We start from the raw sequence: 22,513 nt of genomic DNA on the forward strand, positions 1-22,513 counted from the left end.
TTCACGGGCTGGTGTGGCTTCACACCGGCCCGTTTTGCATTCATCCACGCCAGTCGCTCGTGTCCGATTCCGCAGTTTCCCCGTCCATTCCCGCGCCACTTCAGTGCGGCCGCTTCGAGCTGACGTTCGAACGCCCGCTCGTGATGGGCATCCTCAACGCCACGCCCGATTCGTTCTCCGATGGCGGCCGCTTCCTCGCGCGCGACGATGCACTGCGCCAGGCCGAGCGGATGATCGCCGAAGGCGCGGACCTCCTCGACATCGGCGGCGAATCGACGCGCCCCGGCGCGCCGCCCGTGCCGCTCGACGAGGAGCTCGCGCGCGTGATCCCGCTTGTCGAGGCGCTGCGGCCGCTGAACGTGCCGCTGTCGATCGACACCTACAAGCCGGCCGTGATGCGCGCGGCGCTGGCCGCCGGCGCGGATCTGATCAACGACATCTGGGGGTTCCGCCAGCCGGGCGCGATCGATGCGGTGCGCGAGGGCAACAGCGGGCTGTGCGCGATGCACATGCTCGGCGAGCCGCAGACGATGCAGGTTGGCGAGCCGGATTACGGCGACGTCGTGACCGACGTGCGCGACTTTCTCGCCGCGCGCGCGCAGGCGCTGCGCGACGCGGGCATTGCGCCGGAACGGATTTGCGTCGATCCCGGTTTCGGGTTCGGCAAGGCGGTTGTCGACGACAACTACGCGCTGCTGGCCGCGTTGCCGGACACGGCGCCTGCGCGGCCCGACGGGCGTGCGTATCCGATTCTCGCGGGCATGTCGCGCAAGTCGATGCTCGGTGCGGTGATCGGCGGCAAGCCGCCGATGGAGCGCGTCGCGGCGAGCGTGGCGGCCGCGTTGTGCGCGGTCGAGCGCGGTGCCGCGATCGTGCGCGTGCACGACGTCGCGGCGACGGTCGATGCGCTGAAAATATGGAATGCCGTGCGCGAAGCCGCACGGCAACGATAAGTCAGAAGACGAAGGAGGAAGATTCTCTATGGGACGTCGATATTTCGGCACGGATGGCATTCGCGGTACGGTGGGCGAGGCGCCCATCACACCGGATTTCGTATTGCGTCTCGGCTATGCGGCCGGCAAGGTGCTGGCAGGTTCGGCCGACGTCGCGGCGGGCTCGCGTCCGACCGTGCTGATCGGCAAGGACACGCGCGTGTCGGGCTACATGCTCGAAGCCGCGCTCGAGGCCGGCTTCTCGGCGGCGGGCGTCGACGTGATGCTGGCCGGCCCGATGCCCACGCCGGGCGTCGCGTACCTGACGCGCGCACTGCGCCTGTCGGCCGGCGTCGTGATCAGTGCGTCGCACAACCCGTATCACGACAACGGGATCAAGTTTTTCTCGGCAGACGGCAACAAGCTGCCGGACGACACCGAAGCCGCGATCGAAGCGTGGCTCGACAAGCCACTCGAATGCGCATCGTCCGACGGTCTCGGCAAGGCGCGCCGCCTCGACGACGCGGCAGGCCGCTACATCGAGTTCTGCAAGAGCACGTTCCCGGCCGCGTTCGACCTGCGCGGGCTGAAGCTCGTGATCGATTGCGCGCACGGTGCCGCGTACCAGATCGCGCCGCACGTATTCCACGAGCTCGGCGCGGACGTGATCCCGATCGGCGTCGCGCCGAACGGCTTCAACATCAACGACGGCGTCGGTGCGACCGCGCCGGACGCGCTGGTGCGCGCGGTGCGCGCCAACCACGCCGATCTCGGCATTGCGCTCGACGGCGACGCGGACCGCCTGCAGGTCGTCGATTCGACCGGGCGCCTGTACAACGGCGACGAACTCCTCTACGTGCTCGTGAAGGACCGGATCGCGACCGACGGCAAGGTCGACGGCGCGGTCGGCACGCTGATGACGAACCTCGCGGTCGAAGTCGCGTTGCAGCGCGAGGGCGTGAAGTTCGTCCGTGCGGCGGTCGGCGACCGCTACGTGCTCGAGCAGTTGCGTGAAAACGGCTGGCAGCTCGGCGCGGAAGGGTCGGGCCACATCCTGTCGCTCGACCGGCACTCGACCGGCGACGGCATCGTGTCGGCGCTGCTCGTGCTGGCCGCGCTGAAGCGCAGCGGCCGTACGCTCGCGCAGATGCTCGATGGCGTCACGCTGTTCCCGCAGAAGCTGATCAACGTGCGGATGAAGCCGGGCGCCGACTGGAAGGGAAGCGCATCGATTCGCGCGGCGATCGACGCGGCGGAAGCCGCGCTCGCCGGAAGCGGCCGCGTACTGATCCGCGCATCGGGCACAGAGCCCGTGCTGCGCGTGATGGTCGAGGCGCAGCAGGCAGCCGATGCGGTGCGCCATGCGGAGACGATCGCCGACGCGGTGCGCGCCGCGACAACCTGACGCAAGATGGCGGCGCGGGGCGGTCCTTCGCCCGCGCGCCGGCGTTCCGATGATTGGACAGGCGGCGCCTTCGGGGCGCCGTCATTTCGTCAGACGCAAAGGTTTGCGATATCGATGGAAGCGCGTTTTCGCACACGCATGCTTTCTACCCAATAAATCCTCCGACCCCGGATATCCGGCCCGCTGCCGACAGGGGCTTCACCTCCCGCCGGCGCTGCGCTACGATCCGCCGGCACACCCGAGAAACGGGTGTCCGCCACGTCCTTGCCAGGCAGGCAATTCTTGCCGCCATCGCCGTTCCGGTGCCGCCCGGGCGCCACTCGCGCCGCCCTCGCTATTCCCTTTCAACCAGTCATGTTACTGTCACGCCAGTTTCATCGATTGTCACATTACCGTCATGAGGAGCCCCTAACCTTCGCGGTGCCGTAGTCATCCGCTCACACACTGGAGGTCTCATGAAATTGATGCAAACCGCGATTGCCGGCCTGGCTGGCGCGCTTTTCGCCGTCGCCGCCCACGCTGCCGACATCACGGGCGCAGGCAGCACGTTCGCGATGCCGATCTATACGAAATGGGCTGCCGACTACCAGCAGTCCGGCGGTTCGAAGGTCAACTACCAAGGTATCGGCTCGTCGGGCGGCCTGAAGCAGATCGTCGCGAAGACGGTCGATTTTGCCGGTTCGGACGCTCCGCTGAAGGATGAAGAGCTCGCGAAGGAAGGCCTGTTCCAGTTCCCGACGGTGGTCGGCGGCGTGGTGCCGGTCGTCAACGTGCCGGGCGTGAAGGCCGGTGAACTGACGCTGTCGGGCCCGCTGCTCGGCGACATCTACCTCGGCAAGATCAAGAAGTGGAACGACCCGGCGATCGCCGCGCTGAACCCGAAGGTCAAGCTGCCGGATACGGACATCGCCGTGGTTCGCCGCGCTGACGGTTCGGGCACCAGCTTCATCTGGACGAACTACCTGTCGAAGGTCAACGACGAGTGGAAGTCGAAGATCGGCGAAGGCACGACGGTCAACTGGCCGACGGGCACGGGCGGCAAGGGCAACGACGGCGTCGCAGCCTTCGTGCAACGCCTGCCGGGCGCGATCGGCTACGTCGAATGGGCGTACGCGAAGAAGAACAACATGGTCTACACGGCCCTGAAGAACTCGACGGGCACCGTGGTCGAGCCGAAGACGGAAACGTTCAAGGCCGCTGCTGCCGGCGCGAACTGGTCGAAGTCGTTCTACCAGATCCTGACGAACCAGCCGGGCAAGGAAGCATGGCCGGTCGTCGGCGCGACGTTCGTGCTGCTGCACGCAAAGCAGGACAAGCCGGAGCAGGGCGCCGAAACGCTGAAGTTCTTCAGCTGGGCGTTCAAGAACGGCGAGAAGGCTGCTGACAGCCTCGACTACATCTCGCTGCCGCCGGCAGTCGAAGTGGAAATCCGCAAGCAGTGGAAGGCGAAGGTGACGGACGCTTCGGGCAAGGCAGTCGCCGCCGAGTAAGCAATGCAGCGGTTCGCTGCCCGGCCGCGCCGGTCGGGCAGTGTGTGCGGTAAAGCCGGGCGTTATGGCGCCCGGCAATCAAAAGCAGGCACCCATGTCTGATATTTCCTACACGTCCTCCCGATCGCCCGACGGTGCGCAGCACGCGCCGAGCCGGCTCGGGGATGTCCTGTTCGGCGGCCTCGCTCGGCTCGCCGCGATCGTGACCCTGCTGCTGCTGGGCGGGATCATCGTTTCCCTGATCATTGCGTCGATGCCGACCATCCAGAAGTTCGGCCTCGGCTTCCTGTTTCAATCCGAGTGGGATCCCAACTCGGACATCTACGGCGCACTCGTGCCGATCTACGGCACGATCGTGACGTCGATCATCGCGCTCGCCATCGCGGTGCCCGTCAGCTTCGGCATCGCACTGTTCCTCACTGAATTGTCGCCCGTCTGGCTGCGCCGCCCGCTCGGTATCGCGATCGAGCTGCTCGCCGCGATTCCGTCGATCGTGTACGGCATGTGGGGCCTGCTCGTGTTCGCGCCGATCTTCGCCGAATACTTCCAGAAGCCGATCGGCCGCCTGTTCAAGGACGTCTGGGTGCTCGGTCCGCTGACGGCGGGCCCGCCGATCGGTATCGGCATCCTCGCGGCCGGCGTGATCCTCGCGATCATGATCATCCCGTATATCGCATCGGTGATGCGCGACGTGTTCGAAGTCACGCCCGTGCTGCTGAAGGAATCGGCGTACGGGATCGGCTGCACGACCTGGGAAGTGATGTGGAAGGTCGTGCTGCCCTATACGAAGACCGGCGTGATCGGCGGCGTGATGCTCGGCCTCGGCCGCGCGCTCGGCGAGACGATGGCCGTGACCTTCGTGATCGGCAACACCAACCTGCTCGACAGCGTGTCGCTGTTCGCGCCGGGCAACAGCATCACGTCGGCGCTCGCGAACGAATTCGCCGAGGCGCAGCCGGGCCTGCATACGTCCGCGCTGATGGAACTGGGCCTGATCCTGTTCGTGATCACGTTCATCGTGCTGTCCATCTCCAAACTGCTGCTGCTTCGTCTCGAGAAGGGAGAGGGCAAGAAATGAGCGAGCCCATCATGAATTTCCCGGGGCCGAGCGGCGCCGCGCTCGAAGCGATGCGCAACCGCCTGCAGCGCAAACGCAAGGCCATCAACGCGATTGCGCTCGCCGCGGCGCTCGGTGCGATGGCATTCGGCCTGCTGTGGCTCGTGTGGATTCTCTACACGACGATTCACCTCGGTATCGGCGGCCTGTCGCTGCAACTGTTCACCGAATCGACGCCGGCACCGAACACGGAAGGCGGCGGTCTCGCGAACGCGATCGTCGGCAGCCTGCTGTTGTGCGGCTTCGGCACGCTGGTCGGTACGCCGATCGGCATTCTCGCGGGCGTCTATCTCGCCGAATACGGCCAGAAGAACCTGTTGGCGAGCACGATCCGCTTCATCAACGACATCCTGCTGTCGGCGCCGTCGATCGTCATCGGCCTGTTCGTGTACGCGATCGTCGTGGCGAAGTCGGGGCGCTTCTCGGGTTGGGCCGGCGTCATCGCGCTCGCCCTGCTGCAGATTCCGATCGTGATCCGCACGACCGAGAACATGCTGAAGCTCGTGCCGAACGCGCTGCGCGAAGCGGCCTTCGCGCTCGGTACGCCGAAGTGGCGCATGGTGCTGAAGATCACGCTGCGTGCGTCGGTCGGCGGGATCGTGACGGGCGTGCTGCTCGCGATTGCACGGATTGCCGGCGAAACGGCGCCGCTGCTGTTCACGGCACTGTCGAACCAGTTCTTCTCGTGGGACATGAGCCAGCCGATGGCGAACCTGCCCGTCACGATCTACAAGTTCGCGATGAGCCCGTTCGCGGAATGGCAGTCGCTCGCATGGGCGGGCGTATTCCTGATTACGCTCGGGGTGCTCGGACTCAACGTCCTGGCGCGCTCGATCTTCTCGAAAAAGTAACGGCGGAGCAATCCGATGAATATGGCAGAGAGCCACCTGAATCCTGTCGAGCGCACCGCTGCGCCCGCCGGCACGCATGACGCGGCAAACGATCGCCCGCTCGCGCCGCTGAACGCGAAGATCGAGGTCAACAACCTCAACTTCTTCTACAACAAGTTCCATGCGCTGAAGAACATCAACCTGCGCATTCCGGACGGCAAGGTGACCGCGTTCATCGGCCCGTCGGGTTGCGGCAAGTCGACGCTGCTGCGCACGTTCAACAAGATGTTCGCGCTCTATCCGGAGCAGCGCGCCGAAGGCGAAATCCTGATGGACGGCGAGAACCTGCTGACGACGAAGCGCGACATCTCGCTGCTGCGCGCGCGGATCGGCATGGTGTTCCAGAAGCCGACCCCGTTCCCGATGTCGATCTACGACAACATCGCGTTCGGCGTGAAGATGTTCGAAAAGCTCACGCGTTCGGAAATGGACGACCGCGTCGAGTGGGCGCTCACGAAGGCCGCGCTGTGGAACGAAGTGAAGGACAAGCTGGGCCAGAGCGGCTACGGCCTGTCGGGCGGCCAGCAGCAGCGTCTGTGCATCGCGCGCGGCATTGCAATCCGTCCGGAAGTGCTGCTGCTCGACGAGCCGTGCTCGGCGCTCGACCCGATCTCGACGGGCCGCATCGAAGAGTTGATCGCGGAGCTGAAGAGCGACTACACGGTCGTGATCGTCACGCACAACATGCAGCAGGCCGCACGCTGCTCGGATTTCACGGCCTACATGTACCTGGGCGAGCTGATCGAATTCGGCGAAACCGAAAAGATCTTCATCAAGCCGGTGCGCAAGGAAACGGAAGACTACATCACCGGCCGTTTCGGCTGATGACGGAGAACAACAGCCATGTCGGATAAACATCTGTCGAGCCAGTTCGACGCGGACCTGAATGCCGTGTCGTCGAAAGTGCTGGAAATGGGCGGGCTCGTCGAGTCGCAGATCGTCGGCGCGATGTACGCGCTGAACGAATTCGATCGCGATACGGCCGAGAAGGTGATCGCGGCCGAGGAAACGCTGAACGCGATGGAAGTCGACATCGACCAGGAGTGCGGCAACATCATCGCGCGGAGGCAGCCTGCCGCGCGTGACCTGCGTCTTTTGATGTCGATTTCGAAAACGATTACGAACCTCGAGCGCGCCGGCGACGAGGCCGAGAAGATCGCGAAGCGCGTGCGCCGCCTGGTCGACGAGCCGGCCGCGCGCACGGTCAATATCGCCGAGATCAAGGTGTCGGGCGAGATGGCCGTGACGATCCTGCGCCGCGCGCTCGACGCGTTTGCACGCCTCGACACGGTCGCGGCCGCGCAGATCGTCAAGGACGACAAGGAGATCGACCTGGAATTCCGTGCGTTCGTGCGCAAGCTCGTGTCGTACATGCAGGAAGATCCGCGCACGATCTCGGTCGGTCTCGAGTACCTGTTCATCGCGAAGGCAATCGAGCGGATCGGCGACCACGCGAAGAACATCGCCGAGTTCATCATCTACATCGTGAAGGGCACGGACGTGCGGCACCAGCCGCGCGACACGCTCGACCGTGAAGCCAACAGTTAACACGACCCAGCACAGGAAAAAAAGAGGTGCCGATGCCCAGCAACATTCTCGTCGTTGAAGATGAGCCCGCGATTTCCGAACTGATCTCGGTGAATCTCCAGCACGCCGGTCACTGCCCGATCCGTGCGTACAACGCCGAACAGGCGCAGAACCTGATCAGCGACGTGCTGCCCGATCTCGTGCTGCTCGACTGGATGCTGCCGGGCAAGTCCGGTATCGCGTTCGCGCGCGACCTGCGCAACAACGAACGGACCAAACACATCCCGATCATCATGCTGACTGCTCGCGGCGACGAGCAGGACAAGGTGCTCGGCCTCGAAATCGGCGCGGACGACTACGTGACGAAGCCGTTCTCGCCGAAGGAACTGATGGCGCGGATCAAGGCCGTGCTGCGCCGCCGTGCGCCGCAGTTGACCGAGGACGTCGTGTCGATCAACGGGCTGCGCCTCGACCCGGCCACGCATCGCGTCGCCGCGCACGGCGACGGCAGCGAGATCAAGCTCGATCTCGGCCCGACCGAGTTCCGCCTGCTGCATTTCTTCATGACGCATCCGGAACGCGTGCACAGCCGAACGCAACTGCTCGACCAGGTGTGGGGCGACCATGTGTTCGTCGAGGAGCGTACCGTCGACGTGCACATCAAACGATTGCGCGCGGCCTTGAAACCGGCCGGTTGCGATGCGATGATCGAGACCGTGCGCGGCAGCGGCTACCGGCTCGCCAAGCACGCGTAACGTATCCGGACATGCCGTGTGCCGCGGCATGCCGTTCATTCTTTCGGACGCTGAATCATGAACATCATCTGGGCGCGCTTTCTGGTGTCGCTCGTGCTGCTCGTGCTGATCGGCGTATTGGTCGGCGTCTTCGCCGGCCCGACCGCGGGCCTCGTGTTCGTGGTCGTGATGCTGGTCGCGCAGGGCTTTTTCAGCACCTTCCATACGCAGCGTCTGTGGCGCCTGCTCGACGCGCCGGTCTACGGCGAAGTGCCGAGCGCGCCGGGCATCTGGGGCGAGATCTACTATCGCCTGCACAAGCTCGCGAAGCAGTGGCATGCGCAGGTGCGGCAGGTCGAGCAACAGCATTCGCGCTTCATCCAGGCGATCCAGGCGTCGCCGAACGGCGTCGCGATGCTCGACGACCACGACCAGATCGAGTGGTGCAACGCGATCGCCGAGGTTCATTTCGGCCTCGATGCGAAGCGCGACCTGCGCCAGCACATCACGAACCTGGTGCGCCATCCCGACTTCGTCCGCTACCTGAATGCGCAGCACTACGACGAGACGCTCATGATGCGCGGCATGGGCGACTCGCGGCAGAACGTGCTGGCCGTGCAGGTGTTTCCGTACGGCGAGAACCGCAAGCTGCTGCTCACGCAGGACATCACCGAGCTCGAGCGCACCGACGCGATGCGGCGCGACTTCGTCGCGAACGTGTCGCACGAGCTGAAGACGCCGCTCACCGTGCTGTCGGGCTTCCTCGAGACGATGCGCGAACTGCCGCTGAACGAGGAAGACCGCGCGCGCTATCTCGAAATGATGGAGCAGCAGGCCTCGCGGATGCGGCATATCGTGACCGATCTGCTGGTGCTCGCGAAGCTGGAAGGCGAGAGCAAGCCGCCGCTCGATCGCGCGATCGACATGCGCGCGGTGTTCGATCATCTGAAGGAGGATGCACGGACGCTGTCGAACGGGCATCACGACATCGCGTTCACGATCGACGAGACGCTCGGCGTCACGGGTGCGCAGACGGAGCTGTTCAGCGCCTTTGCGAATCTCGTCACGAACGCGATCCGCTATACGCCGGAAGGCGGCAAGATCGTCGTCACGTGGCGGCGCGAGGGTGCGCAGGGCGTGTTTTCCGTCACGGACAGCGGCTTCGGCATTCCGGCCGCCGATCTGCCGCGGCTCACCGAGCGCTTCTATCGCGTCGACCGCAGTCGTTCGCGCGATACGGGGGGGACCGGGCTCGGGCTCGCGATCGTCAAGCACGTGCTGCAGCGGCACGACGCGCACCTGTACGTGCAGAGCGAGGAAGGGCGCGGCAGCACGTTTACCGCGCGGTTCCCGGGCTCGCGCATCATCGCGATCCGTCCGGCCGCGTACGAGGCGTGATCGCGTAGCGGCCTGTCCGGTCAATAAAAAAGCGCAGCCCGCGGGCTGCGCTTTTTTGTTGGCGGGGCGGCGCGCGACCGGCGCGCCGCGTCCGCTTTACGAGCAGAACTTCGCGAGCAGTCCGAGTTGCGCATTGCGGATCGTCTTGCCGGAGCGGCGGCGGCGGTAGTGGCCGTCGCTGTGCATGAGCCACGCCGACTGGTTGTCGCCGAGACATACCGATAGGCCCTCGGCGATCACGCGCCGCTTGAGCTTGCGCTCGCGGATCGGGAACGCGACTTCGACGCGGCGGAACAGGTTGCGGTCCATCCAGTCGGCGCTCGACAGATAGACGTCCTCTGCACCGCCCGCGTGGAAGTAGTAGATCCGGTGGTGCTCGAGGAAGCGGCCGACGATCGAGCGCACCGTGATGTTTTCCGACAGCCCCGGCACGCCGGGCTTCAGTGCGCAGACGCCGCGCACGATCAGGTCGACCTTGACGCCGGCCTGCGACGCTTCGTACAGCGCGGCGATCACGGACGGCTCCAGCAGCGCGTTCATCTTCGCGACGACGCGCGCACGCTTGCCGGCGCGCGCGTTGTCGATTTCCGCGCGGATCGCGTCGATGATGCGTGGATGCAGCGTGAACGGCGACTGCCACAGCTCGTGCAGCGAGAGTTCGCCGCCGATCCCCGTCAGTTGCTGGAACACGTGATGGACGTCCTCGCAGATCTTCTGGTCGGCCGTCATCAGCCCGAAGTCGGTGTAGAGGCGTGCCGTGCGCGGGTGGTAGTTGCCGGTGCCGAGGTGCACGTAGCGGCGCAGCGACGCCTTGCCGGCCCGCACGACACGCCGCACGATCAGCATCATCTTCGCGTGGCACTTGTGGCCGACCACGCCGTACACGACGTGCGCGCCGACGGCCTCGAGCTGCGACGCCCAGTTGATGTTGGTTTCCTCGTCGAAGCGCGCGAGCAGCTCGACGACGACGGTCACTTCCTTGCCGTTGCGCGCGGCTTCCATCAGTGCGTCCATCAGCGGCGAATCGGTGCCGGTGCGGTAGATCGTCTGCTTGATCGCGACGACGCTCGGGTCCTTCGCGGCCTGCTGCAGCAGTTCGAGCACGGGCTGGAAGCTCTCGTACGGGTGGTGCAGCAGGATGTCGCCGTTGTCGATCGCGTCGAACATCGTCGGCGCGTTCGTGACCGCGGCCGGAATCGACGCGGTGAACGGCGTGAACTTCAGGTCGGGGCGGTCGACGAGATCGGGAATCTGCATCAGGCGCACGAGGTTCACGGACCCGGTCACGCGATAGCAGTCCTTGTCGCCGAGCTCGCTTTCCTCGAGCAGGCGCCGCACGATGTGCAGCGGCGTGTCGGCCGACACTTCGAGACGCACCGCGTTGCCGAGGTGGCGCGCGGGCAGTTCGCCCTGCAGCGCAACGCGCAGGTTCGTGATTTCGTCTTCGTCGACGAACAGCTCGCTGTTGCGCGTGATGCGGAACTGGTTGCAGCTCTTCACGACGAGCTGCGGGAAAAGTTCGCCGACGAAGCGCTGCATGAACGAGCTCAGCAGCACGAAGCCGTGCTCGAAACCCGAGAGCGCATGCGGCATGCGCACGACGCGCGGCAGCGCGCGCGGCGCCTGCACGATACCCATCACGGCCTGGCGGCCGAACGCGTCGCGGCCTTCGAGCTCGACGACGAAGTTCAGGCTCTTGTTCAGCACGCGCGGGAACGGGTGCGCCGGATCGAGGCCGATCGGCGTCAGCACGGGCAGCAGCTCGTCGAGGAAGTAACGCCGCGCCCATTCGAGCTGCTCGTCGTTCCACGTGTCGCTCGCGTGGAAATAGATGCCTTCCTGTTCGAGCGCGGGCAGCACGGTTTCGTGCAGCATCGTGTACTGTCGATGGACGAGCCGCTGCGCGCGTTCGACGACGAGATCGTAAGCATGCTGTAACGACATGCCGTCGGGTGTCAGTGCGCCGGGGTTGTCGCGGATCTGTTCCTGAAGGCCGGCCATGCGGACTTCGAAGAATTCGTCGAGATTGCTGCTGGTGATGCAGATGAAACGGAGACGCTCGAGCAACGGGACTTGAGGGTCGGCCGCCTGGGCCAGCACGCGCTCGTTGAAACCGAGGATGCCGAGTTCACGATTGAGAAGCGGATAACGGACGGACATCGGCAGGGTAGGGGGTGATTCAGGCGATGATTCGAAAGGACGCTCGGAAACTCTCACGGTACGATGACGTGCTGATGACAATACTGTATTTATATCGGGAAATTCTACGCTGGAACCATTTCGTCTCATAAATGTTTTGGCGATATGGAATCGAGCAGTGTGCATGCCCGTGAAGCGTGGCAATGGCAAGCGTTCCACGCTTAAAATGTCGCCTTTGATTGATCGCCCTGGGTTGCCGGTCCGGCTGCCGCGGGCGAACGCGCACGGAGCCCCCTTCTGATGGTTACAACCCCCCACTTGCTGGCTGCCGTGGATCTCGGCTCGAACAGCTTCCGGCTGATCGTCGGTCGCGTCGAGGAAACGCCGGCGGGCAGCCAGATCTATCCCGTCGACGCGCTGCGCGAGCCCGTTCGGCTGGCCGCGGGCCTGTCGAGCGACAAGATGCTCGATCGTGCGTCGCAGGAGCGTGGCTGGGAGGCGCTCAAGCGGTTCGGCGAGCGTCTGCGCGATTTCCATCCCGATCATGTGCGGGCGGTGGCGACCAACACGCTGCGCGTCGCGAAGAACGCCGGCGAGTTTCTCGGCGAGGCTGAAGCAGCGCTCGGTTTTCCGATCGAAGTGATCGCGGGCCGCGAAGAAGCGCGGCTGATCTATGCGGGCGCCGCGCACTCGGTGCCGGCGAGCGCCGGCAAGCGGCTCGTCGTCGACATCGGCGGCGGCTCGACCGAATTCATCATCGGCTCGCACTACACGCCGATCGTGATGGAGAGTCTGTATATCGGCTGCGTGAGCCACAGCCGCACGTTCTTTCCGGCCGGCAACGTCGACGAATACACGATGCGGCAGGCCGAACTCGCGGCCAAGCGCGAGATCCAGATCATTTCGAGCGAGTACAAGAAGGCCGGCTGGGACCAGGCGATCGGTTCGTCCGGCACCGCGCGTGCGCTTGCGGAACTCGTCGAGGCGAACGGCTTCAACGATCCGGGCATCACGCACGGCATTTCACGCGGCGGACTCGAGCGCCTGAAGCGCGCGCTGATCAAGTCGGAGAACGTCAACCGACTGAAACTGGTCGCGCTGAAGCCCGATCGCGTGCCCGTGCTCGCGGGCGGCCTCGCGATCATGCTCGCGGTGTTCGAGGAGCTCGGCGTCGATTACGTCGATACGACCGACGGCGCGCTGCGTCTCGGCGTGCTGTACGACCTGCTCGGCCGGACGCAGCACGAGGACATGCGTGCGGTGACCGTCGAGGGCTTCACGCGTCGCTACGGCGTCGATCGCGCGCAGGCCGAGCGGATCGGTGCGCTCGCCGGGCGTTTCTACGACGAACTCGAGGAAGACGACGAAGAGGCGCGCGAGGAAGGACGGATGTTCCTCGGCTGGGCGGCTGCGTTGCATGAGATCGGCCTGTCGATCTCGCACAGCGCGTATCACAAGCATTCGGCCTATATCGCGAGCAACGCGGACATGCCGGGTTTTTCGCGCACCGACCAGGCGCGGCTCGCCGCGCTCGTGCTCGGTCATGCGGGCAAGCTCGGCAAGCTGTCGCAGGCGCGCGAGGTCGAGTGGCCGCTGCTGTTCTGTCTGCGACTCGCGGCGCTGCTGTGCCGGCGCCGGACCGATGCGGGGCTGCCCGACATTTCCGTTTCGCAGATGAAGAAGGGTGGGTATGAAGTGCGCTTGCCGAGCGCATGGGTCGAGCAGAACCCGTTGACCGACTACAGCCTCAGCCAGGAGGCTGCCGAGTGGGAGAAGGTCGGTATCCCGTATCGCGTGGTGTACACCGGCGCGTAACGGGCCGATAGCGCGGCCTGGAGGCGTTGGACGGGAGCGTGGTTGCGGCGCCCCCAGGCATGCCGCACGACCGTCCTGGCGGCTCGCTCAATCCGACGAGCAGACGATCGCGGTCAGGAACGGGAACGCCTGCTTGACGGTCGCGTCGCTGCCGGCCTTGCGCACGGCTTCCTCCACCGAACTCTTCGTGCCGCGTACCACGACGCCGTAGGCCCAGTCGCCGATCGGCGTACCGTCGCCCGGACGGAAGATCGGGTCGTTCGCCTGATAGCCCAGCACGACATAGACGCCGAAGCCGTATGCGGTCAGCGGGTGGCTCGTGCGGAACGCGTTGACCGAGTTCGATTCGACATGCATGGGCTCCGACTGGATGTCGCCGGCGGCGAGCAGCGGCGCGACGAACTTGTGGCCGGTCGAATGGCAGTCGAGCGCATTGTCGAGCGCCTTGGCCGAAGCGGTGCCGGCGCTCGCAAGTGCGAGCAGCGACGCGCAGAGAGTGGTCTTGAGAATGTTGTTTTTCATGCGCGGGTGCGGGTTGTTCACGCGCATTATCGCGTGTTCCCGGAAGTGCCGTGCGCGGGTTGCGGGTAGAGGCCTGAGCGTTGTCGCGTCGGTGCCCCAATGAATCCCTACAATGAATTAAAGGTGCGAGCCGGGTGACCGCACGTGCGATTCAGCGGCCCGGAAACGGAAAAGGGGCTACGGTGTTTAACCGTAACCCCTTGATTCCTTTGGTCGGAGCGATAGGATTCGAACCTACGACCCTCTGATCCCAAATCAGATGCGCTACCAGGCTGCGCTACGCTCCGACGAGCCAAAGATTATATCGGTACGTGCCAGATTAGGTCAATCGCAATATGCGGGTAAATGCCGCGGCGGTGAGCCGCCGCGATTCGCGACAATTTGCGCGGTAATCGGCCGTACCCGTGCGCATGTGTGCGCGGACGCTCGCCGAAGCAAGGAGAACATCATGATGAACCTGATCCTGTGGCGTCACGCCGAAGCCGAAGACTACGCGACGAGCGATCTCGCGCGCCAACTGACCGTTCGTGGCCGCAAGGACGCGCAGGCGATGGCCAAATGGCTGCGCAGCAGGCTCGAGACGAACAGCGTGATCCTCGCGAGCCCGGCGGCCCGTACCGTGCAGACGGTCGAGGCGCTGACCGATCAGTACCGGACCGTCGATGCGCTCGCACCGGGCGGCAGTGTCGACGACGTGCTGGAAGCGGCAGGCTGGCCGGAAGGCATCGCGCCGACGGTCGTGATCGTCGGACACCAGCCGACGCTCGGCAGCGTCGCCGCGCAATTGATCGCCGGCGGCGACGACAGCTGGAGCGTCAAGAAGGGGGGAATCGTGTGGTTGGCGAGCCGCACGCGTGACGGTAGCCGGCAGGCCGTATTGCGCGCGGTATTGACGCCGGAACTGGTGTGAAGCCCGGCTGAATGGGTTTGAAGGGATTCATCATACGGTTTCGCAAGCTTTCTGCTAAAGTCAATTCGGCGACACGTCATTGAAAGGACACGGTCGTGCCACATAACGGTCACGGCCGATTACTACATTGGCGGGCATGTCGCCTTATTCCTTACGACCAGGAAAGCCTAATGCGAGAACTGCCGACGCCTACGCTCCCTTTTGCCTCGCTGCCCCTCGACACGTCGCGGCGCCACCTGCCGCGTGCCAGTGAAACCGTCACATCGGAGTATCGCCTGCGCGCCGCATGGGCGCGCACGGAAGACGAATTGCGCGAAGCCCAGCGCCTGCGCTACAGCGTGTTCGCCGAAGAGATGGGCGCGCAGGTCAGCGGCCCGTCCGGTCTCGACGTCGATCCGTTCGACGCGTACTGCGACCACCTGCTGGTTCGCGATCTCGACACGTTGAAAGTTGTCGGTACGTACCGCGTGCTGCCGCCGCACCAGGCAGCGCGCGTCGGCCGCCTGTACGCCGAAGGCGAATTCGACCTGTCGCGCCTCACACACCTGCGCGGCAAGATGGTCGAGGTCGGTCGCTCGTGCGTGCACAGCGACTACCGCAGCGGCGCCGTCATCATGGCGCTGTGGGGCGGCCTCGGCGCGTACATGATGCAGAACGGCTACGAGACGATGCTCGGCTGCGCGAGCGTGTCGATGGCCGACGGCGGCCACTATGCGGCGAACCTGTACCAGTCGCTGTCGGCCGGTTCGCTGACGGCGCCCGAGTACCGCGCGTTCCCGCACACGGCACTGCCGGTCGACGAGCTGCAAACGGGCACCGTCGTCGCGCCGCCGCCGCTGATCAAGGGCTACCTGCGTCTCGGCGCGAAGATTTGCGGCGCACCGGCCTGGGATCCCGACTTCAACTGCGCGGATTTCCTGACGCTGTTCCGCCTGTCCGACATCAACGCGCGCTACGCCCGCCACTTCCTGGGCTGAGCCGTCTGAACCGCATCGCGCCCGTTGCGGGCGCGCGCAAGCGAACGCCGTCGTGCGGCCATGGCCATGCGACGGCGTTTTTACATTCGGCCCTGATAATTTCTGGAGTGTGCGGTTTCCGGCGTGCCGCGGGACGGCACGTTTCCGGGCGGCCCGGGTTCGATACGGGCCGGACTGCAGGACGGCTTGCTCAGTGCTTGCGCCGCCAGTCGAGCAGGTGATGTTCCGCCATCCAGTGGTGGATCATCCCTTCGCCGTCATGGCTACGCTTGTATTCGCGCGACTCGAAGTACGACAGCGCGACCAGCACCATCAGGCCAATGAACAGGCCGATCAGGCCCGCAATTTCTTCAGACGACATGGCAGCCTCCTTTCCACGGCACAGCGCCATGCGTACATAGTAGGACATGCGCGGCGCGACCCTGAAAGCGGATTTCCGCTAGACTCGGCGCGGTCCCGGCGCGCGATGGGCGCACCGTTTTCCGGAGCCATACCCGATGACCCGTTTCATGCTGGCCGTGCTGGCCGCGTCCTTCCTCGCCGGCTGCGGCAGCGACCCACATCAGGCTCGCCGCGGCCACCCGCCGGAAGATCCGGCCGACTATCACGGCGTGCCGACCGACATGACGCCGCCGTCGATGCTCGACGCGCCGCCGCCGAAACCGACGCAGTAACAGCCGGGCCCGCCGTCACGCGTGGGCGGTGGACGTCGCCTGCGCGTCGGCGCCGATGCGTCGCAGCAGCCCGGGCAGGTAGCGCGCAAGCGTCGCCCCGCGCGCGGCCATGAACAGCAGCAGCGCGAACCAGAGGCCGTGATTGCCGAACGTGCCGACGGCGGCGAGCGTGGCCGCGATGAAGATCGAGAACGACACGATCATCGCGCGCATCAGCGATTGCGTCTGCGTGGCGCCGATGAAGACGCCATCGAGCAGGAAGCCCCAGACCGACACGATCGGCGAGATCGCAGCCCACGGCAGGTAGCGCAGCGCGACGGCGCGGATCTCGGCCTGATCGGTCAGGCGCGCGACGATCCAGCCGCCCGCCGCCCAGTAGACGAGCGCGAACAGCAGCGCGCCGAGTGCCGACCAGAGCAGCGTGACGCGTACGGCCTGCCGGAATGCGCGGCGGTCGCGCGCGCCGGCCGCCGCGCCGACGAGCGCCTCGGCCGCATGCGCGAAGCCGTCGAGGCCATAGGCCATGAAGGTCTGGAAATTCAGCAGCAGTGCGTTTGCCGCAAGCGTCGCGTCGCCCTGTTTCGCACCGAGGTGCGCGAACCAGCCGAACGCACCGAGCAGGCACAGCGTGCGCAGGAAGATGTCGCGATTGAGCGCGATCAGCCGTTTGAGCGCGACGCGGTCGGCGAGCGCGCGTACCGCGATCGGCGCAAGGCCGCGCGGGCGCAGCCGCCACAGGATCCACGCGCCGAGCGCGAAACCGCAGGCATCCGCGGTGGCGGTTGCGGCGCCGATGCCGGCGATGCCCCAGCCGAAGCCGTACACATAGAGCAGGACGGCGCCGATGTTCACCGCGTTGATGAACACCTGCGCGACGAGCGCGAGCCGCACGCGCTGCACGCCGAGGAGGTAGCCGAGCACGACATAGTTCGCGAGCGCGAAAGGCGCGCTCCAGATCCGCGCATGGCTGTACGCGAGCGCCGTTGCGCGGACGGCATCGCTGCCGCCAAGCGCGGACAGCGCGAACGACAGCAGCGGCACCTGCAGCGCGAGCACGGCTGTGCCGAGCGCGAATGCGACGATCAGCGCGCGCAGCAGGTTCAGGCGAATCCCGGCGGTGTCGCCGGCGCCATGCGCCTGTGCGACGAGACCGGTCGTTCCCATCCGCAGGAAGCCGAAACCCCAGAACACGAAATTGAAGAACAGCCCGCCGAGCGCGACGCCGCCCAGATACTGCGCGCCGTCGAGGTGACCGGCGACGGCCGTGTCGACGGCGCCAAGGATCGGCTGGGTCAGGTTCGCAAGGACGATCGGGAAGGCGAGCGCGAGGACGCGCCGGTGCGTGACGGTGGCCGAGCCGGCGCCGGCGCCGTGCGGTAACGCGGATTCGGACATGGCGGACGCGTCAGGCGCGTTCCTGCACGCAGACCCACGGCGAGACGACGACCGCCCACAGCTCCGGGTTGCGCGCCGCGTAGTCGGCGGCCGTTTCGGCCGGCATGCGTGCGACGAGGCCGGCCGACAGCCAGCGCGTGACCTGCTCGGCATCGTCGCTGGCGACCGCTTCCGCGACGCTGACGAGATCGAGGTCGCGCGCGACGGACAGCAGCTTGCCCTGCGCGAAGAAGCGTTCGAGATCGCACCAGTCGATCTTGGCGGTCTCGCCGAGGAGCTTGGCGTAGAGCGGGCTGTGCGACGCGCCCGCGGCGGATTGGTGATCAGAGGACATCGGTTTCTTGGAAAAACTGCGTGGCGCCACTATAAACCATCCGGCCGCACGGGCCGAGCCGCCGGCGGGCGGTTCACGCGTCGCGCAGTGCGCGGCGCACGATCTTGCCGGTCGCGGTCATCGGCAGGCTGTCGACGAACGCGATCGCGCGCGGATACTCGTGTGCGGCGAGCCGCGTGCGCACGTGTGCCTGCAGCGCGAGCACGAGCGCGTCGTCGCCGATGTGGCCGGGATTCAGCACGACGAACGCCTTGACGATCTCGGTGCGCGTCGCGTCCGGCACGCCGACGACGGCCGCCATCCGCACCGCCGGATGCGTGAGCAGGCAGTCCTCGATCGGGCCCGGGCCGATCCGGTAGCCGGCGCTCGTGATCACGTCGTCGTCGCGGCCGACGAAGCGCACGAAGCCGTCGGCGTCGATCGTGCCTGTATCGCCGGTGAGCAGGTAGTCGCCCGCGAACTTGTCGCGCGTCGCATCCGCGTTGCGCCAGTATTCGATGAACATCACCGGGTCGGGACGGCGCACCGCGATGCGACCTTCGACGCCCGGCGGCAGCGGCGTGCCGTTCGCGTCGACGATCGCGACCGCATGACCGGGCACTGCCTTGCCGATCGCACCGGGCTGCGCGTCGAACAGCGCCGCGCACGATGACAGCACCATGTTGCACTCGGTTTGCCCGTAGAACTCGTTGATCGTCACGCCGAGCGCGTCGCGCCCCCAGGCCGTCAGTTCGGTGCCGAGCGACTCGCCGCCGCTCGCGACCGATTTCAGCGACAGCGCGTAGCGTTCGCGCGGCCGCTCCACGGCGCGCATCAGCTTCAACGCGGTGGGCGGCAGGAACGCATGCGTGACGCCGTGCCGGGCCATCAACGCGAACGCCGCGTCGCCGTCGAACTTCTCGAAGCGGCGCGCGAGCACCGGCACGCCGTGATGCCATGACGGCAGCAGCACGTCGAGCAGGCCGCCGATCCACGCCCAGTCGGCCGGCGTCCAGAACAGGCGCGCGTCGCGCGGGAAGCATTGCTGCGACATCTCGACGCCCGGCAGGTGGCCGAGCAGCACGCGATGGGCGTGCAGCGCGCCTTTCGGTTTGCCCGTCGTGCCGGACGTGTAGATGATCACCGCCGGATCGTCGGCGGCCGTGTCGGCCGCCACGAAATCCGGCGTTTCGGCGGCGAGCGCCGCGTCGTAACGCAGCACGCCCGGCGCGTCGGGGGCATCGTCGCCGACGCAGTAGACGGTATGCAGCGCCGGCAGCTGCGCGCGCAGCGGTGCGATTTTTGCGTAGCCGGCCGCGTCGGTGACGAGCGCGGCCGCCTCGCTGTTCGCGAGCCGGTATTCGAGCGCATCGACGCCGAACAGCGTGAAGAGCGGCACCGCGATTGCACCGAGCTTGTACGCGGCGAGGTGTGCAATGGCCGTTTCGGGCCCTTGTGCGAGAAAGATACCGATCCGGTCGCCGCGTCGCAGGCCGGCGCGCGTAAAGCTGTTCGCGAGCCGGTTAGAAGCATTCTTCAAGTCGTCGAACGTGAGGCGGAACACGTCGCCCTGCGCCGTTTCGTAGATCAACGCGAGGCGACCGCTGCCGTCGGCCCATTTGTCGCAGACGTCCACGCCGATGTTGTAGCGGGCCGGAATGTCCCACTGGAAGCGGGAGAGCAGTTCGTCGTAGCGGTTGGCGGCGGGCAGCATCGCAGTGTCTCCTGGGTGTCGATCGTGGCGTCGGGCGCACGGCTTACATCAGGTTTTCACGCAGACGAATCCACAATGGTGTCTGCTGGTAGGGAATGTTCGGACTCGTCCAATAGCCACGGCTCAGTGCACGATTCCACAATGACGCATAAGATCAAGTCAAAACAGTGATGTGACCATGGATTTGCTTCTGATAGCTGCGGGGTTCAGCCTGATCGGAATCGGTGTGCTGGTGGCGTTTGCTCGTCACGTCGATCCGCTGTCCGGCCGTTTCACCGGACGTCTGCGCAAGCGCTGACTCAATCATTTTCGTGTTTCGCCGCGACGGCACGCGATGCGTGCCGGCATCGCGTGTCGTCCGTCGTGCGCTCAGCGCGACGGCAGGTAGCGCGACGGGTCGATCGACCGGCCGCCGTAGCGCAGCTCGAAATGCAGCGCGACGCGATCGCTGTCGCTGTTGCCCATTTCCGCGATCGACTGCCCCTGTGTCACCGACTGGCCTTCCTTCACCAGTAGCGCGCGGTTATGCGCGTAGGCGGTCAGGTAGTCGGCGTTGTGCTTCAGGATGATCAGGTTGCCGTAGCCGCGCAGCCCGTTACCGGCATAGACCACGACACCCGGCGCGGCTGCGACCACCGGCGTGCCCGGCGAGTTCGCGATGTCGATCCCCTTCGATTTCGAGCCGTCGAACGTGCGGACCACATTGCCGGCCGCCGGCCAGATCAGCGAAATGCTCGTGGCCGGCTTGACGGCCGATTCAACCGGCGCGGATGGTGCGGGGCGCGCGCGGCCGGCGCTGCCGGTGCCGGTGGTCGACGGCGTCGATGCGGTCGTCGTGCCGGGCGGCGGCGCGACGCGCAGCACCTGGCCGACTTCGATCGCATCGGGGTTCGTCATCTGGTTCCAGCGCACGACGTTCTGCACTGACGTGCGGTTGTCACGCGCGATCTTGTAGAGCGTGTCGCCACGCTCGACGCGATAGAACCCGGGGCCGACGGGCGCGGAGCCGCACGCGACGAGCAGGGCGGCGCAGGCGGCTGCGAAGAGTCGCTTCGTTGTTGTTCCGAACATTGAACCTCGCAAAACCCTGCCGCGGGTGACGCGGCAGGCAACACAAAACGTCCGATTTTAACGGGTTCGACCCGCGCACCGCAGTTTGGGCCGTTGCCGGGGCCGTCGCGCGCCGGTTTGGCGCGCCGCGTATCAGCCGGCGAGCGGGCGCACGCGAATGCGCAGCGTGGCCGTTTCGGTCGCGCCCGGCGCGAGCATGCGCAGCCCGAGGCCGTTGTGGATCGCATCGGGCAGGCCGAGCCACGGCTCGACGCAGTAGAAGTCGGAATCCGGTTTTTCGGTCCAGGTCGTGACCGCGTACCACGGGATCGAGCCCGGCACGTCGAGCGCAATCTCGATCGTGCGGCGGCGGCCCGGCATCACGATGCGCACCGGCGCGGACGGTTCGCCGTCGAGGCAGTGGAAGCGGTCGACGATGTCCGGATCGTCGAGGCGGTACTGCGCTTCGCCGGGTTCGAGCGGGCTGATCGAGCCGTCCGGGCGCTGCTGGCAACTGCGGGTCGGCGGCAGTTCGAGCGTGGTTTCGGCGCGTTCGCCATGCGGCAGCGCGAAATAGAAGTGGTGGCCGGCGTAGTAGGGCAGCGGTGTGTCGCCGCGATTGGTCGTCGTCAGCGCGACGTCGAGCGTGTGCGCGTCGGCCAGCCGGTAGGTCGTCTCGAACCGGAAATCGAACGGGTAGCTCGCGCGCAGCGCGTCGTTCGCGTCTAGCGTCATCGACAGCGCGCACCCGTCGGCCGACGGACGCGCGTCGAACGGCAGATCGCGCGCGAAGCCGTGCATCGGCAGGTCGCGGACCACGCCGGCGGCATCGCGCCAGCGGCCGAGTTCTCCGTCGACACGGTGGCGGCCAAGGAACGGGAACAGCAGCGGATTGCCGCCGCGCACGCGGGCGAGGTTGCTCCAGTCGGCCGTTTCCGGCCAGAAGATGATCGGTTCGCCGTCGACGTGCCAGGACAGCAGGCGGCCGCCGAATTGCGGAGCGACCCGGACGAGCGACGGGCCGGCGTGAAGTTCGTGGATGTCGTGTTGCTGGAAGATCGGCATGGCGAATCGGATTGGGCGGGTGGACGGAGCAACGCGCGTTCCATTATCGGGCCGCGGCCGCTCGGGGAAAACCCTTCTCGGGAAATTGCGAGTTTTTAACATTCTCAACGGTCTGGATAATGCATCTAAACCGGTGATGTTGCCGGGTCATGACACTTCGAGGAGGGGGCCATGGATCTGGCAATGGCAATGGGTATCGCACTGTTCGGCATGTTCACCGGCAGCACGGTATTATTTTTCTATCAGCTCGGCCGCTGACGGCAATTCCTGCCGAAGTCGACAGGCCCGCCATGCAAATGGCGGGCTTTTTGCTTTCTGTGCGCTTACAAATTGCAAGCGTTTGTGTGCATTGCCGCAATAACCTGCCAAATGCCTTGGCGCAGTAATCCTGGCTCGGCATAATCGGGGCGCGTTTTTTCGGACGCGCATCGCGTCGTCCGTCTTTC

At 66.0% G+C, this 22,513-nt stretch carries 21 protein-coding genes and 1 tRNA gene; 13 read left to right on the plus strand and 9 right to left on the minus strand.

Annotation, left to right across the window (positions count from 1 at the left end):
- Nucleotides 1-11 precede the first annotated feature (11 nt).
- From folP to phoR, 9 genes are all read left to right on the plus strand, one after another.
- Entirely contained in the window at nucleotides 12-953 is a 942-nt protein-coding gene (gene folP / locus KEC55_RS06355) for a dihydropteroate synthase (RefSeq protein WP_282507185.1), read from the plus strand.
- A 28-nt stretch (nucleotides 954-981) separates the two neighbouring features.
- A complete protein-coding gene (gene glmM / locus KEC55_RS06360; protein WP_176047003.1) occupies nucleotides 982-2,337 on the plus strand; it encodes a phosphoglucosamine mutase in 1,356 nt (451 codons plus the stop codon).
- Nucleotides 2,338-2,792: 455 nt separating this feature from the next.
- A complete protein-coding gene (pstS, locus tag KEC55_RS06365; protein ID WP_282507186.1) occupies nucleotides 2,793-3,827 on the plus strand; it encodes a phosphate ABC transporter substrate-binding protein PstS in 1,035 nt (344 codons plus the stop codon).
- Between the two features lie 94 nt (nucleotides 3,828-3,921).
- The gene (gene pstC / locus KEC55_RS06370) at nucleotides 3,922-4,905 is read left to right on the plus strand and encodes a phosphate ABC transporter permease PstC (protein WP_176047005.1); all 984 of its coding nucleotides are present in this window, start codon (nucleotides 3,922-3,924) and stop codon (nucleotides 4,903-4,905) included.
- Nucleotides 4,902-5,795: a phosphate ABC transporter permease PstA gene (gene pstA / locus KEC55_RS06375; RefSeq protein WP_282507187.1), complete on the plus strand. Its 894-nt coding sequence runs from the start codon at nucleotides 4,902-4,904 to the stop codon at nucleotides 5,793-5,795. The genes pstC and pstA overlap by 4 nt, the downstream gene beginning before the upstream one ends.
- Nucleotides 5,796-5,810: 15 nt before the next feature.
- Nucleotides 5,811-6,659 (plus strand): phosphate ABC transporter ATP-binding protein PstB, encoded by an 849-nt coding sequence (pstB, locus tag KEC55_RS06380; protein WP_282507188.1) that lies wholly within the window; start codon nucleotides 5,811-5,813, stop codon nucleotides 6,657-6,659.
- A gap of 18 nt (nucleotides 6,660-6,677) precedes the next feature.
- On the plus strand, nucleotides 6,678-7,382 hold the full coding sequence (gene phoU, locus KEC55_RS06385) for a phosphate signaling complex protein PhoU (RefSeq protein WP_085040505.1): 705 nt from the start codon (nucleotides 6,678-6,680) through the stop codon (nucleotides 7,380-7,382).
- A gap of 32 nt (nucleotides 7,383-7,414) precedes the next feature.
- Complete coding sequence (gene phoB, locus KEC55_RS06390; protein WP_006750313.1) at nucleotides 7,415-8,116, plus strand: phosphate regulon transcriptional regulator PhoB; 702 nt, start codon at nucleotides 7,415-7,417, stop codon at nucleotides 8,114-8,116.
- A gap of 57 nt (nucleotides 8,117-8,173) precedes the next feature.
- Nucleotides 8,174-9,493: a phosphate regulon sensor histidine kinase PhoR gene (gene phoR, locus KEC55_RS06395; protein WP_282507189.1), complete on the plus strand. Its 1,320-nt coding sequence runs from the start codon at nucleotides 8,174-8,176 to the stop codon at nucleotides 9,491-9,493.
- A gap of 96 nt (nucleotides 9,494-9,589) precedes the next feature.
- Here the strand turns inward: phoR and ppk1 are convergent, their stop codons facing one another.
- The gene (gene ppk1, locus KEC55_RS06400) at nucleotides 9,590-11,653 is read right to left on the minus strand and encodes a polyphosphate kinase 1 (protein WP_282507190.1); all 2,064 of its coding nucleotides are present in this window, start codon (nucleotides 11,651-11,653) and stop codon (nucleotides 9,590-9,592) included.
- Between the two features lie 279 nt (nucleotides 11,654-11,932).
- Here ppk1 and ppx point away from each other — a divergent pair, with 279 nt between their 5' ends.
- On the plus strand, nucleotides 11,933-13,447 hold the full coding sequence (ppx, locus tag KEC55_RS06405; protein WP_176047010.1) for an exopolyphosphatase: 1,515 nt from the start codon (nucleotides 11,933-11,935) through the stop codon (nucleotides 13,445-13,447).
- 87 nt (nucleotides 13,448-13,534) lie between these two features.
- On the opposite strand, the gene KEC55_RS06410 is transcribed toward ppx, so the two are convergent.
- Both KEC55_RS06410 and KEC55_RS06415 read right to left on the minus strand, forming a co-directional pair.
- Nucleotides 13,535-13,969 carry a hypothetical protein gene (locus KEC55_RS06410; protein ID WP_282507191.1) on the minus strand — a complete coding sequence of 145 codons (435 nt, stop codon included), beginning with the start codon at nucleotides 13,967-13,969 and terminating at the stop codon, nucleotides 13,535-13,537.
- Between the two features lie 210 nt (nucleotides 13,970-14,179).
- Nucleotides 14,180-14,256: transfer RNA gene (locus KEC55_RS06415), tRNA-Pro, on the minus strand.
- A gap of 161 nt (nucleotides 14,257-14,417) precedes the next feature.
- Here KEC55_RS06415 and sixA point away from each other — a divergent pair.
- Both sixA and KEC55_RS06425 read left to right on the plus strand, forming a co-directional pair.
- Nucleotides 14,418-14,879 carry a phosphohistidine phosphatase SixA gene (sixA, locus tag KEC55_RS06420; protein WP_282507192.1) on the plus strand — a complete coding sequence of 154 codons (462 nt, stop codon included), beginning with the start codon at nucleotides 14,418-14,420 and terminating at the stop codon, nucleotides 14,877-14,879.
- Between the two features lie 170 nt (nucleotides 14,880-15,049).
- The gene (locus KEC55_RS06425; protein WP_034206968.1) at nucleotides 15,050-15,856 is read left to right on the plus strand and encodes a GNAT family N-acetyltransferase; all 807 of its coding nucleotides are present in this window, start codon (nucleotides 15,050-15,052) and stop codon (nucleotides 15,854-15,856) included.
- 190 nt (nucleotides 15,857-16,046) lie between these two features.
- On the opposite strand, the gene KEC55_RS06430 is transcribed toward KEC55_RS06425, so the two are convergent.
- Nucleotides 16,047-16,217 carry a hypothetical protein gene (locus KEC55_RS06430; protein WP_174380017.1) on the minus strand — a complete coding sequence of 57 codons (171 nt, stop codon included), beginning with the start codon at nucleotides 16,215-16,217 and terminating at the stop codon, nucleotides 16,047-16,049.
- Between the two features lie 136 nt (nucleotides 16,218-16,353).
- Here KEC55_RS06430 and KEC55_RS06435 point away from each other — a divergent pair, with 136 nt between their 5' ends.
- Entirely contained in the window at nucleotides 16,354-16,530 is a 177-nt protein-coding gene (locus tag KEC55_RS06435) for a hypothetical protein (protein WP_282507193.1), read from the plus strand.
- A 15-nt stretch (nucleotides 16,531-16,545) separates the two neighbouring features.
- Here KEC55_RS06435 and KEC55_RS06440 read toward each other — a convergent pair whose 3' ends face one another.
- From KEC55_RS06440 to KEC55_RS06460, 5 genes are all read right to left on the minus strand, one after another.
- Nucleotides 16,546-17,925: an MATE family efflux transporter gene (locus tag KEC55_RS06440; protein WP_282507194.1), complete on the minus strand. Its 1,380-nt coding sequence runs from the start codon at nucleotides 17,923-17,925 to the stop codon at nucleotides 16,546-16,548.
- A gap of 10 nt (nucleotides 17,926-17,935) precedes the next feature.
- Complete coding sequence (locus KEC55_RS06445) at nucleotides 17,936-18,259, minus strand: DUF2288 domain-containing protein (RefSeq protein ID WP_282507195.1); 324 nt, start codon at nucleotides 18,257-18,259, stop codon at nucleotides 17,936-17,938.
- Between the two features lie 73 nt (nucleotides 18,260-18,332).
- Nucleotides 18,333-19,952: an acyl-CoA synthetase gene (locus KEC55_RS06450; protein WP_282507196.1), complete on the minus strand. Its 1,620-nt coding sequence runs from the start codon at nucleotides 19,950-19,952 to the stop codon at nucleotides 18,333-18,335.
- Between the two features lie 369 nt (nucleotides 19,953-20,321).
- Nucleotides 20,322-21,023 (minus strand): peptidoglycan DD-metalloendopeptidase family protein, encoded by a 702-nt coding sequence (locus KEC55_RS06455; RefSeq protein ID WP_282507197.1) that lies wholly within the window; start codon nucleotides 21,021-21,023, stop codon nucleotides 20,322-20,324.
- A gap of 132 nt (nucleotides 21,024-21,155) precedes the next feature.
- On the minus strand, nucleotides 21,156-22,067 hold the full coding sequence (locus tag KEC55_RS06460; protein WP_282507198.1) for an aldose epimerase: 912 nt from the start codon (nucleotides 22,065-22,067) through the stop codon (nucleotides 21,156-21,158).
- Nucleotides 22,068-22,513 lie beyond the last annotated feature (446 nt).

Origin of the sequence: Burkholderia cepacia, from assembly GCF_029962485.1 — a bacterium.
Classification (GTDB): Bacteria; Pseudomonadota; Gammaproteobacteria; order Burkholderiales; family Burkholderiaceae; genus Burkholderia.

Bases quoted from the DNA above. Each gene is read 5' to 3' on its own strand.
- glmM (WP_176047003.1), top strand. From the start codon at position 982: ATGGGACGTCGATATTTCGGCACGGATGGCATTCGCGGTACGGTGGGC.
- pstS (WP_282507186.1), top strand. From the start codon at position 2,793: ATGAAATTGATGCAAACCGCGATTGCCGGCCTGGCTGGCGCGCTTTTC.
- pstC (WP_176047005.1), top strand. From the start codon at position 3,922: ATGTCTGATATTTCCTACACGTCCTCCCGATCGCCCGACGGTGCGCAG.
- pstA (WP_282507187.1), top strand. From the start codon at position 4,902: ATGAGCGAGCCCATCATGAATTTCCCGGGGCCGAGCGGCGCCGCGCTC.
- pstB (WP_282507188.1), top strand. From the start codon at position 5,811: ATGAATATGGCAGAGAGCCACCTGAATCCTGTCGAGCGCACCGCTGCG.
- phoU (WP_085040505.1), top strand. From the start codon at position 6,678: ATGTCGGATAAACATCTGTCGAGCCAGTTCGACGCGGACCTGAATGCC.
- phoB (WP_006750313.1), top strand. From the start codon at position 7,415: ATGCCCAGCAACATTCTCGTCGTTGAAGATGAGCCCGCGATTTCCGAA.
- phoR (WP_282507189.1), top strand. From the start codon at position 8,174: ATGAACATCATCTGGGCGCGCTTTCTGGTGTCGCTCGTGCTGCTCGTG.
- ppk1 (WP_282507190.1), bottom strand. From the start codon at position 11,653: ATGTCCGTCCGTTATCCGCTTCTCAATCGTGAACTCGGCATCCTCGGT.
- ppx (WP_176047010.1), top strand. From the start codon at position 11,933: ATGGTTACAACCCCCCACTTGCTGGCTGCCGTGGATCTCGGCTCGAAC.
- KEC55_RS06410 (WP_282507191.1), bottom strand. From the start codon at position 13,969: ATGAAAAACAACATTCTCAAGACCACTCTCTGCGCGTCGCTGCTCGCA.
- sixA (WP_282507192.1), top strand. From the start codon at position 14,418: ATGATGAACCTGATCCTGTGGCGTCACGCCGAAGCCGAAGACTACGCG.
- KEC55_RS06425 (WP_034206968.1), top strand. From the start codon at position 15,050: ATGCGAGAACTGCCGACGCCTACGCTCCCTTTTGCCTCGCTGCCCCTC.
- KEC55_RS06430 (WP_174380017.1), bottom strand. From the start codon at position 16,217: ATGTCGTCTGAAGAAATTGCGGGCCTGATCGGCCTGTTCATTGGCCTG.
- KEC55_RS06435 (WP_282507193.1), top strand. From the start codon at position 16,354: ATGACCCGTTTCATGCTGGCCGTGCTGGCCGCGTCCTTCCTCGCCGGC.
- KEC55_RS06440 (WP_282507194.1), bottom strand. From the start codon at position 17,925: ATGTCCGAATCCGCGTTACCGCACGGCGCCGGCGCCGGCTCGGCCACC.
- KEC55_RS06445 (WP_282507195.1), bottom strand. From the start codon at position 18,259: ATGTCCTCTGATCACCAATCCGCCGCGGGCGCGTCGCACAGCCCGCTC.
- KEC55_RS06450 (WP_282507196.1), bottom strand. From the start codon at position 19,952: ATGCTGCCCGCCGCCAACCGCTACGACGAACTGCTCTCCCGCTTCCAG.
- KEC55_RS06455 (WP_282507197.1), bottom strand. From the start codon at position 21,023: ATGTTCGGAACAACAACGAAGCGACTCTTCGCAGCCGCCTGCGCCGCC.
- KEC55_RS06460 (WP_282507198.1), bottom strand. From the start codon at position 22,067: ATGCCGATCTTCCAGCAACACGACATCCACGAACTTCACGCCGGCCCG.